This is a genomic window from Marinobacter sp. MBR-99, assembly GCF_040547575.1.
GTDB lineage: Bacteria > Pseudomonadota > Gammaproteobacteria > Pseudomonadales > Oleiphilaceae > Marinobacter.
Genome location: NZ_JBEPPY010000062.1, coordinates 1 through 1,038 on the forward strand (window position 1 = coordinate 1; position 1,038 = coordinate 1,038).

General features: G+C 57.6%; 1 protein-coding gene. It reads right to left on the reverse strand.

From position 1 onward, the window contains the following. Positions 1-36: 36 nt before the first annotated feature. On the reverse strand, positions 37-1,038 hold a 1,002-nt coding region (locus tag ABIE59_RS19990), incomplete at its 5' end, for an IS256 family transposase (RefSeq protein ID WP_354449552.1).

Sequence of the window (1,038 nt, forward strand, 5' to 3'; positions counted from 1 at the left end):
GAGCCTGTAAATAAATCTGTGTAACTGCCCATCCCATTACAGGTGGCCGTCCAGGCGGTCACCGAACTCGATAATAAAGCGATTCAATGCCGGCTTCCAATCGCGGATCGGCATGGTCCATTTCTTGGAGGCCTGCTGGATCGCCAGGAAGGCCACTTTCAGTGCCGAATCATCGCTGGGGAACAGCTTGCGGCGCTTGGTGGCTTTGCGGATGACGCTATTCAGCGACTCAATGGCATTGGTGGTGTAGATCACCTTCCGGATAGCCGGAGGATACTCGAAGATGGTGATCAGGTTGTCCCAGTGGCTGTGCCAGGATCGGGAGATCTGAGGGTACTGGCCGTCCCAGCGTTCCCCGAAGGCCTCCAGCGCCTGCCGGGCTTCGTGTTCCGAGGCAGACTGGTAGATCTGCTTCAGATCAGCCGTAACGGCCTTGTAGTCTTTCCAGGACACGTAGCGCAGCGAGTTGCGAACCATGTGCACGATGCACAGCTGCACCTTGGTCTGAGGGTACTCAGCAGCAATGGCATCCGGGAAGCCCTTGAGGCCGTCCACGCAGGCGATCAGGATGTCTTCCAGACCCCGGTTCTTCAGTTCCGTCAGTACCGATAGCCAGAACTTCGCGCCTTCGGTCTCGGCCAGCCAGAGGCCCAGCAGCTCCTTCTGGCCTTCCATGTTGATGCCCAGAGCCAGGTATAGGGACTTGTTGATCACCCTCTTGTCCTGACGAATTTTCAGGACGATGCAGTCCAGATAAACAATGGGGTAGATCGGATCGACAGGGCGGTTCTGCCACTCGTGAACCTGATCGATCACGCGCTCAGTCACCTTGGAAACGAGCGTTGCCGAGATGTCCGCGTCGTACATCTCCTTGAAGGCGTCTACGATATCCCGGGTGCTCAGCCCTTTGGCATACAAAGCCAGGATCTGATCATCCATCTGGGTCAGGCGGGACTGGCCTTTACGGACGAACTGAGGCTCGAAGGAGCCGTCCCGGTCACGGGGAGCCTGTATCGGTACTTCGCCGTGTTGGCCCTT